This is a genomic window from Streptomyces sp. MB09-02B, from assembly GCF_033794485.1.
GTDB lineage: Bacteria > Actinomycetota > Actinomycetes > Streptomycetales > Streptomycetaceae > Streptomyces.
On record NZ_JARGEE010000385.1, the window covers coordinates 1 to 8,538 of the forward strand.

The window sequence follows — 8,538 nt, forward strand, 5'->3', positions numbered from 1 at the left end:
GGGGCGGGCTGGGTGATGCCGCCGAAGTCGGTGAAGGTGCCCCGGGCCGCGAGATGCGTGTGGTGCGGGGCCTCGCGCAGCGACAGGACGGGGGCCACACAGGCGTCGGAGCCCTCGAAGACGGCCGTCCACTCGTCCCTGGTACGGGTCTTGAAGCGGGCCGCGACCGTCTCGCGCAGGTCGCCCCAGGCGGCCGTGTCCTTGCGGGCCGGGGCCCGGTCCCCGATGCCCAGGAGCTCGACGAACTCCTCGTAGAACTGCTGCTCGAGGGCGCCCACGGCGACGTACCGGCCGTCCGCGGTCTCGTAGGTGCCGTAGAAGGGGCAGCCGCCGTCGAGGAGGTTGGCGGCGCGGCGGTCCTGCCAGCCGCCGGCGGCAAGCATCCCGTGGAGCATCGCGGAGAGGTGCGAGGTGCCGTCGACGATGGCCGCGTCCACGACCTGCCCGGCGCCGGTCGCGTGGGCGTGGTGGAGGGCGGCGAGGACTCCGACGACGAGATAGAGGGAGCCGCCCGCGTAGTCCCCGAGGAGGTTGGCGGGGGCGACGGGCGGGGTGCCCGGGGCGCCGGTCATGCCGAGGGTGCCGGTCAGGGCGATGTAGGCGATGTCGTGGCCGGCGCGCTGGGCGAGCGGGCCCTGCTGGCCCCAGCCGGTCATCCGGCCGTAGACCAGAGCGGCGTTGCGGGCGTGGCAGGTCTCGGGGCCGACGCCGAGGCGTTCGGCGACGCCGGGCCGGTAGCCCTCGATCAGGATGTCGGCGCGTTCCGCCAGGTCGAGGACTGTGTCCGGGCCGCCCGGGGACTTCAGGTCGACGATCACCGACCGTTTGTTGCGGTTGGTGACGTCGTACAGCGGGTTGACCGCGAGGCCCGCGCCGCCCGGCCGGTCGACGCGGACGACGTCGGCGCCGAGATCACCGAGGAGCATCGCGGCGAACGGTCCCGGGCCGATGCCCGCGAGTTCGACCACGCGCACACCGGCGAGCGGACCGTGCCCGGGCGTCTTCGCCACTGACATCGAGCCCCCAGCTCTGTGACACAAACGATGTAACACCAGTGATGTTAAGAACGTGTTCCACTCCGCACAAGCCCCGAATGAGCAAACGCTTAGTCATTGTGCCCGGAGTCGCGGCGGGTGTCAGCCCGGCGGCCACCAGGCCTCCGGCAGCGCCCTCAGCGGGCCTCCAGCTCCGCTATCAGCCGCTTCGGGGCGATGACTCGGTAGCTCTCCTCCACCCAGTCGCAGAGCAGCTCCGCGCCCGGGGCGCCCTTCTCCTCCAGCGGCACCCGCACCCAGCCGGATTTACCCAGGCCGTACCCCGCGGGCTCGGCGCCGGGGCAGGTCAGGGCGTGGGCGTGGGTCTCCTCGTCCCTGAGCTTCACTGTGACGCCCAGCGGATAGCCGCCGTCATCCGTCCCGAGGAACACGAACACCTTCCTGTTGACCTTCGCGACGCTCTCGCCCCACGGGAACTCCTCGACCGCGCCGGGCATCCCGAGGGCGAACTCGCGCACCTTCTCCCATTTTTTCAGGGCGTTCTTCGGTACGGTCACGGCCACCTCCGGATCCCGCGCACTCAATTGCTCGACCTTCACGCTAGCCTCAGCCACCGACAACGGCGCGTGGGCGGGCCGTGGGCGAGTGCTGAGGGGTTCCATGAGCAAGGGGCAGGACAGGGCGGAGCGGGCGTACGACATCGTGCTCTACGGGGCCACGGGGTTCGTCGGGGAGCTCACCGCGGAGTACCTCGCCGCGCACGCGCCCGACGGACTGCGCTGGGCGATCGCCGGGCGCAACGCGGAGAAGCTCGCCGCGCTGCGCGAGCGGCTGCCCGGCGGCGCGAGGATCGGGGTGCTCCGGGCGGACGGGTCCGATCCGGAGGCCGTGCGCGAACTCGCCCGCCAGGCACGGGTGGTGGCCACGACCGTCGGCCCGTACATCACCCACGGCGAGGAGTTGGTGGCCGCCTGCGCGGACGAGGGCACCGACTATCTGGATCTCACCGGTGAACCCGAGTTCGTCGATCTGACGTTCGTCCGGCACGACGCACGCGCGCGGGAGACCGGCGCCCGCATCGTGCACGCCGCCGGCTTCGACTCGATACCGCACGACCTCGGCGCGTACTTCACGGTGAAGCAGCTCCCCGAGGACGTGCCGATCACCGTGGACGGTTTCGTGCGCGCCGAGGGCATGTTCTCGGGCGGCACGTTCAACTCCGCGCTCACCGGGTTCTCCCGGGGCCGGGAGACGATGGCCGCCGCGCGGGACCGCAAGCGGCACGAACCGCGCCTCGTGGGGCGCCGGGCGTACGCGCCGGTGAGCGCCCCTCGGTTCGCCAAGGAGGTCGGGGCGTGGGCGTTGCCGCTGCCGACCATCGACGCGCAGGTGGTGCAGCGCTCGGCGCGCGCCCTCGGGTGCTACGGGCCGGACTTCCGCTACCGCCACTACGCGGCGGTCAGGACGCTCCCCTTCGCGGTGGGCGGCGTCGCGTTCGTCGGCGCGGTCGTCGCCGCCGCCCAGGTGCCGCCCGTACGGCGTTGGCTGGGCGACCGGCTCAAGCCGGGTGAGGGCCCGAGCGCGGAAAAGCGGGCGAAGAGCTGGTTCTCGGTGCGGTTCGTCGGCGAGGGCGGTGGACGCCGGGTCTTCACGGAGGTCGCGGGCGGCGACCCCGGCTACGGCGAGACGGCGAAGATGTTCGCCGAGTCAGCCCTGTGCCTGGCCTTCGACGACCTCCCGGCCACGGCGGGGCAGGTCACGACGGCGGTCGCGATGGGCGACGCGCTGATCGAGCGGCTGCGCGCTGCGGGGATCACGTTCCGGGTGGCGTCGACCCGGTGACCCGGTGAGGCGCCGACCGGTCCACCGCGCCAGCCCGGCCTACTGCGCCCACCCGGTCAGCGTGTAGACCATCCCGGCGATCCAGGCCAGTCCGGCGAACACGGCGAGCAGCAGGCCGGTCGTCACGGCACGCTCGACGGACTGGGTGGGGCTGGCGGCGGTCTTCGGGGCTCGGTGCGTCGTCATACGGCACAGCCTGCCGATCACGACGGCGCACCGGCATCCGTACAGGTACTCAGTTCGTACTCAGGTGCCCGGTCCGCGCGTACCCCCGGCGGGCGCCCCGGCGGCCTCGCGCGGTCGGTGCTCCAGCGTCACCCTCGGCAGTCGGCTTGCCGGCGGGCCGGGCATCCACCAGGCGCGACGGCCGAGGAGTTGCATCACGGCCGGGACGATCAGACAGCGGATGACCAGGGCGTCGAGCAGGACGGCCGCCGCGAGGCCCAGGCCGAACTGCCGGAGCATCCGGTCGGGGCTGAGGACGAAGACCGTGAAGACGACGATCATGATGGCGGCGGCCGCCGTGATCACCCAGCCGGTGACGGCGAGCCCCTCCGGACCGCACCGCGAATCCGCGACCGGCGGGGTATGCCGCATGCGTCCACCGGCGACCGGGCCCATGGGCGGAACAGGGACGCACGGCCGGCCGAAACCGACGACGGTCGCGACCCGCCGCCCACGGCAGACGGAGCCCGAGGCCGTGCCGGGCCGCCGGCCGGCACCGCGCGCTGGGCTTCAGGGTGTCGTGGTCCGCAGGGCCCGGCGGCACAGGGAGTCGGCTCTGCGGGTGGTTTCCGGGAGGCGGTAGGCCGGGGTGAGGGCGAGGGTGTGGGCGCAGGCGTTGTCCAGGTCGACGCGGTGGCCGACGGAGACGAAGACCGGCTTGACGCCGTCGCGGGTGCGCAGGGCGCGGCCCACCTCCTCGGTGCCCGCGAGGAGCGGGGACGCGCTGCCGCGTGCGGCGCCCGGGTCGTCGTAGGTGAAGGTGAAGGGGTTCTTGGCGACGCCGATCGTGGGGAGCTGGGTGAGGACGCCGAGGTGGGCGGCGAGGCCGAAGCGGCGCGGGTGCGCGAGGCCGTAGCCGTCGCAGACGACGAGACCGGGGTCGCACGGCAGCGCGTCGAGCGCGGCCAGCACCGTGGGGATCTCACGGAAGGCGAGCAGGCCGGGGACGTAGGGGAAGGAGACCTGCCCGATCGCCGTGGTCTCGGCGACCACGTCGAGCGTGGCCGCGTCCAGCACCACGGCCGCCGCCACGACCACGTCCCGCTCGTCGTCGTACGCCACGTCGACTCCGGTGACGTGTCCGACGCCGGGCGGTGGCCCGGTCTCGTCGAGCACCACCTTCCCCCGCAACTCGTTCTGCACGGCAAGGGCTTGCTCTTCGGTGGCGGGCCAGCCCGCGGGGATGCGTACGGTCGTCATGGTGCCGACGAGCGTACGCATCCCGCCACGGGCGCGCGGCCCCGGGCTACTTGTCGCCGAGGGCGCGCTCGAGCTGGCTCTTGTTCATGTCCGAGCGGCCCTGGATGTTCCGCCGCTTCGCCTCGGCGTAGAGCTGGTCGTACGTGGGCCCCCCGGATCCCTTGTGCGACCGTTGCCCGCCGCGCTTGCTCGACGACATGTCCTGGGTGGAGCTGCGGCTCGCGGTCTTCGACTCGCCGGAGCGGGCGCGTTCCTTGTTGACGGTCCGGGCGGCGATCTCCTTGGCCCGCGACTCGCTCTCACCGCGGTCCTCGGCGCTCTCCTTGATGTGCTCGTACTGGCGTTCCCTCTTCGGGCTGGAACCGCGTGGCATGACCGATCACTCCTCTCGTGATTCGACACGCCACAAGTACCCCTCTCGGCCGGAACAACCCCGTACCCGCCCACCTGCGGGGACGCCGCCGCGCGAGTCAGTTCTCCAGGCGGGACACCCGTCCCCGCTCCCCGGCCGCCCAGCAGCCCCGGTCCGGTGCGCAGTCGACCGTGTCGTACGACCCGGTGTCGACCGTGCGCCAGGTGCGGCCGCCGTCGGTGGTGAGGTCGGTGCCGGTGGGGCCGACGGCGAGGGCGGCGTTACGGCTGTACGGGAGCCAGGCCACTCCGGAGCGGTAGGCGGGCGGGGGCTGCGCGGCGGGCTTCCAGGTGCGGCCCGCGTCGCCGGTGGTCGCCGCGGCCCGCGGGGACGGCTGGTCGGCGCGGTAGTCGCCGCCGACGGCGATACCGTGCGCCCGGTCGCGGAAGGCCAGCGCGAAGACGCCCCGGGCCGGGTCGCCGGCCGGCACGGGAGTGTCGGCGACCGTCCAGGTGCGCCCCCGGTCGGCGGAGTGGAGCACACGCGCGCGTGCCGCCCCGCCGGTCGCCAGCCACACATCGCGCGGCCCGGAGCTGACCAGGCACTGCCCGCTCGCCGCGAAGCCCGCCTCGCCCTCCAGGGCCGGGGGCATGCCCTTGTTCGGCAGGACCTCCCAGGAGCGGCCGCCGTCCTCGGTGGACAGGATGCGGAACCTCCCGTCCACCGGGTCGCTCATGGCAAGCCCGTGGCGGGGGTCGAAGAACGTGAGGCAGTCGTAGAAGGCGCGCGGGTCGGTGTTACGGAAGGACTCGGTCCAGGTCGCGCCGCCGTCGTCCGTCCGGTACACGCGGGAGGCCTCGCCCTCGCCGATGGCCAGGACGACCGCCCTGCGTGCGTCGAATGCCTCGATGTCCCGGAACTGCACCTCCTGTGCGCCGGGCGGTGAGACATCGCGCCAGGTCCTGCCCCCGTCGCCGGTGCGAAGCACGGTGCCTGCGGAACCCGCCAGCCACGCGCTGTTCCGGCTGACCGCCGCCAGGCCGCGAAAGCGCACGTCAGTCCCGGTTTCCTTCAGTTCCCAGTGCGGGAGACGGCCCTCCCCGTGCGCCTGTGCGGGCACCGCCAGGGCGGCGGCGAGTGCCGCCGCGGCCAGGCCCGTCGCCATCGTCCGACTCGTCCGACTCGTCCTTCTCGACTGCCCCAAGCCCCTCATGGCGGGCGAAGCTAGTGCAGGGACGAGGTGCCGTCCAGATGGCCTCGGCCGGGAACCACCGGACGGCATCCGGTGTCCTCTCCCATATCCCGGAACACGGGACGAGACATGGATCACCACAGTGATTGGGTCCGGTGACAGAGGTCACTCGACCCTCATGTGCACGGATCGGCCCGATCCGGCGTCTTTGCAATTGCCCGGCCGCAGTCAACCGGAATCCGTTCACCCGTCACAAGGGAGCAAGGCGTTGTCCACCGTCATCGAGCAGCCCGTAGAGGCCCGTCTCGTCGCCGCCGCGCCGCGGATGCCGAGCATTCCCGCCACGCTCCACTACGACCGCAGCGACCCGTTCGCCGTCCGTATGACCTTCCCCGCCCCGGCCACGCTGGAGGGGGTGGAGGTCTGCTGGACCTTCGCCCGCGAACTGCTCGTCACCGGTATGGAGGACTCGGTCGGCTTCGGCGACGTACGGGTCCGCCCGTACGGCTACGACCGGCTGGTCATGGAGTTCCACGCCCCGGAGGGCACGGCCGTGGTGCACGTCCACGCCGATGAGGTACGGCGCTTCCTGGAGCGTTCGATGGATCTGGTGCCGCTCGGTCTGGAGCACCACCAGGTCGACCTGGACCACGACTTGGCGGAGCTGATGCGCGACGCCTGCTGAGGCCCCGCCCCCAGACGCCGCGCCGGGGGCGGCCGATCCGGGTGCCGGTCCGGGTGCCGGTCCGCGCCGCCGCGCCGCCATGACGTCCGGGCGTCGCGTTAATTGCGTTGACACCCCTCCGGCCCCTCCGTACGTTGTTACACGGTCCTGTTGCCGTCGATTGGAGAAGGACGTTGCTCGTCTGAGGTCCTGAGACACCGCGTCACACACCCCGCCGTATCCCGGCGTCCCTGTGTGCGTAGCGTGCGACCTCGGCGTACGAGCCGTCCCTTCGGCAGCGGGCTTTTCTCTTGCCCTCGTCGTGTGTCGCCCTCGCGGTGTTTCGAACGCGTCGCCCCTGGCCGCTTCCCGCACCCGCGAGGTTCCTCATGTCTACTCCCCTTTCCCTCACCTGCGCCTCCCTGTCCTTCGCCTGGCCCGACGGCACCCCCGTCTTCGACGATCTGCAGATCGCGTTCGGCCCTGGCCGGACCGGGCTCGTCGGCGTCAACGGCTCAGGAAAATCAACCCTGTTGAAGCTGATCGCCGGTGAGCTCGCCCCGACCGACGGCACCGTCCGGGTGGCCGGCGAGGTCGGCTACCTCCCGCAGAACGTCACGCTCGACACCGGCCTGAAGGTCGACGAGGCACTCGGTATCGCCACCGCCCGCGCCGCGCTGCACGCCATCGAGGCGGGCGACGTGGCCGAGGAGCACTTCGCGGCGGTCGGCGACGACTGGGACGTCGAGGAACGCGCACTGGCGACCCTCGGCCAACTCGGCCTGGGCCACGTCGACCTGGACCGCACCATCGGTGAGGTCTCGGGCGGCGAGTCCGTGCTGCTGCGGCTGGCGGCGCTGCTGCTGCGCCGCCCCGACGTCCTCCTCCTGGACGAGCCGACCAACAACCTCGATCTCTACGCGCGACGCCGGCTGTACGACGCGGTGGAGGCGTGGTCCGGCGTGATGGTCGTGGTCAGCCACGATCGTGAACTCCTGGACCTGGTCGACCAGATCGCCGATCTGCACTCGGGCGAGGTCACCTGGTACGGCGGCAACTTCACCGCGTACGAGGAGGCACTCGCCACCGAACAGGAGGCGGCCGAACGGATGGTGCGGGTCGCCGAGTCCGATCTGAAGAAGCAGAAGCGCGAACTCGTGGACGCACAGGTCAAGTTGGCCCGGCGCAAGCGGTTCGGGCAGAAGATGCAGGATCAGAAGCGGGTGCCGAAGATCGTGGCGCACGCACGCAAGCGGGCCGCCCAGGAGTCCGCCGGCAAACACCGCATCCTGCACGAGGAGCGGCTCGCCGGGGCGAAGGAACGCCTCGACGAGGCGGTGGAGGCCGTACGGGACGAGGACGAGATCCGCGTCGAGCTGCCGCACACGGCCGTGCCGCCCGGCCGCACCGTGCTCACGCTGCTGGACCTGGAACTCAGGTACGGCGCCCGGGTGAAGGGCGGCCTCGACCTGCGCGGCCCGGAGCGGATCGCCCTGGTCGGCCGCAACGGCTCGGGCAAGACCACGCTGCTGCGGACGATCGCGGGCGAGCTGGAGCCGGTGAGCGGCGAGACGAAGGCACATGTGCCGTTGCGGTTCCTGCCGCAGCGGCTGGACGTCCTCGACGACGAGCTGACGGTCGCCGAGAACGTGGCCCGGTTCGCGCCGGACGCCACCAACAACCGGATCCGGGCGCGCCTCGCCCGCTTCCTGTTCCGGGGCGCCCGTGCCGACCAGCAGGCGGCCACGCTCTCCGGCGGGGAGCGCTTCCGCGCCGCCCTGGCCGCCCTGATGCTCGCCGAGCCCGCCCCGCAGCTGCTGATGCTGGACGAGCCGACGAACAACCTCGACATGGCGAGCGTGCGGCAGCTGACGACCGCCCTGGAGGGGTACGAGGGCGCACTGATCGTGGCCAGCCACGACCTGCCGTTCCTGGAGTCGATCGGGATCACGCGGTGGCTGCTGATGGAGGAGGGAGAGCTGCGGGCGACCACCCCGGAGGAGATCGCGGCGGCCGAATGACCCGGGCGACCGGCCGGGGCAGTCGGCCGCCGCGATCTCCTCCGGGG

9 protein-coding genes and 1 pseudogene are annotated in these 8,538 nt (G+C 72.4%); 3 read left to right on the plus strand and 7 right to left on the minus strand.

Annotation, left to right across the window (positions count from 1 at the left end; all coding sequences use genetic code 11):
* Window positions 1-1,016, minus strand: a 1,016-nt coding sequence (locus tag P1P70_RS35290; RefSeq protein ID WP_319245122.1) for a CaiB/BaiF CoA-transferase family protein, incomplete at its 3' end; no start/stop codon positions are given.
* Window positions 1,017-1,171: 155 nt separating this feature from the next.
* Window positions 1,172-1,552, minus strand: coding sequence for an MmcQ/YjbR family DNA-binding protein (locus tag P1P70_RS35295; protein WP_319245123.1), 381 nt, complete (start codon window positions 1,550-1,552; stop codon window positions 1,172-1,174).
* Window positions 1,553-1,655: 103 nt separating this feature from the next.
* Between P1P70_RS35295 and P1P70_RS35300 the strand changes: the two genes are divergently transcribed.
* A complete protein-coding gene (locus P1P70_RS35300; protein WP_319245124.1) occupies window positions 1,656-2,837 on the plus strand; it encodes a saccharopine dehydrogenase family protein in 1,182 nt (393 codons plus the stop codon).
* Window positions 2,838-2,876: 39 nt separating this feature from the next.
* On the opposite strand, the gene mmpA is transcribed toward P1P70_RS35300, so the two are convergent.
* The 5 genes and pseudogenes from mmpA to P1P70_RS35325 form a co-directional block, all read right to left on the minus strand.
* Window positions 2,877-3,023 carry a morphogenic membrane protein MmpA gene (gene mmpA / locus P1P70_RS35305; protein ID WP_319245125.1) on the minus strand — a complete coding sequence of 49 codons (147 nt, stop codon included), beginning with the start codon at window positions 3,021-3,023 and terminating at the stop codon, window positions 2,877-2,879.
* Window positions 3,024-3,083: 60 nt separating this feature from the next.
* Window positions 3,084-3,392 (minus strand): annotated as a pseudogene (locus P1P70_RS35310) (MMPL family transporter); the annotation flags it as partial.
* 180 nt (window positions 3,393-3,572) lie between these two features.
* The gene (locus tag P1P70_RS35315) at window positions 3,573-4,262 is read right to left on the minus strand and encodes an endonuclease V (protein ID WP_319245126.1); all 690 of its coding nucleotides are present in this window, start codon (window positions 4,260-4,262) and stop codon (window positions 3,573-3,575) included.
* A gap of 46 nt (window positions 4,263-4,308) precedes the next feature.
* The gene (locus tag P1P70_RS35320; RefSeq protein ID WP_319245127.1) at window positions 4,309-4,635 is read right to left on the minus strand and encodes a plasmid stabilization protein; all 327 of its coding nucleotides are present in this window, start codon (window positions 4,633-4,635) and stop codon (window positions 4,309-4,311) included.
* A gap of 97 nt (window positions 4,636-4,732) precedes the next feature.
* On the minus strand, window positions 4,733-5,779 hold the full coding sequence (locus P1P70_RS35325) for an oxidoreductase (protein WP_319245128.1): 1,047 nt from the start codon (window positions 5,777-5,779) through the stop codon (window positions 4,733-4,735).
* A 295-nt stretch (window positions 5,780-6,074) separates the two neighbouring features.
* Between P1P70_RS35325 and P1P70_RS35330 the strand changes: the two genes are divergently transcribed.
* Entirely contained in the window at window positions 6,075-6,491 is a 417-nt protein-coding gene (locus P1P70_RS35330; RefSeq protein ID WP_319245129.1) for an SsgA family sporulation/cell division regulator, read from the plus strand.
* 368 nt (window positions 6,492-6,859) lie between these two features.
* Window positions 6,860-8,491 carry an ABC-F family ATP-binding cassette domain-containing protein gene (locus P1P70_RS35335; RefSeq protein WP_319245130.1) on the plus strand — a complete coding sequence of 544 codons (1,632 nt, stop codon included), beginning with the start codon at window positions 6,860-6,862 and terminating at the stop codon, window positions 8,489-8,491.
* Window positions 8,492-8,538: the final 47 nt, after the last annotated feature.

What these genes read in the sequence shown, in the direction of transcription:
- P1P70_RS35300 (WP_319245124.1), top strand. Translation starts at nt 1,656, where the DNA reads ATGAGCAAGGGGCAGGACAGGGCGGAGCGGGCGTACGACATCGTGCTC.
- mmpA (WP_319245125.1), bottom strand. Translation starts at nt 3,023, where the DNA reads ATGACGACGCACCGAGCCCCGAAGACCGCCGCCAGCCCCACCCAGTCC.
- P1P70_RS35315 (WP_319245126.1), bottom strand. Translation starts at nt 4,262, where the DNA reads ATGACGACCGTACGCATCCCCGCGGGCTGGCCCGCCACCGAAGAGCAA.
- P1P70_RS35320 (WP_319245127.1), bottom strand. Translation starts at nt 4,635, where the DNA reads ATGCCACGCGGTTCCAGCCCGAAGAGGGAACGCCAGTACGAGCACATC.
- P1P70_RS35325 (WP_319245128.1), bottom strand. Translation starts at nt 5,779, where the DNA reads ATGGCGACGGGCCTGGCCGCGGCGGCACTCGCCGCCGCCCTGGCGGTG.
- P1P70_RS35335 (WP_319245130.1), top strand. Translation starts at nt 6,860, where the DNA reads ATGTCTACTCCCCTTTCCCTCACCTGCGCCTCCCTGTCCTTCGCCTGG.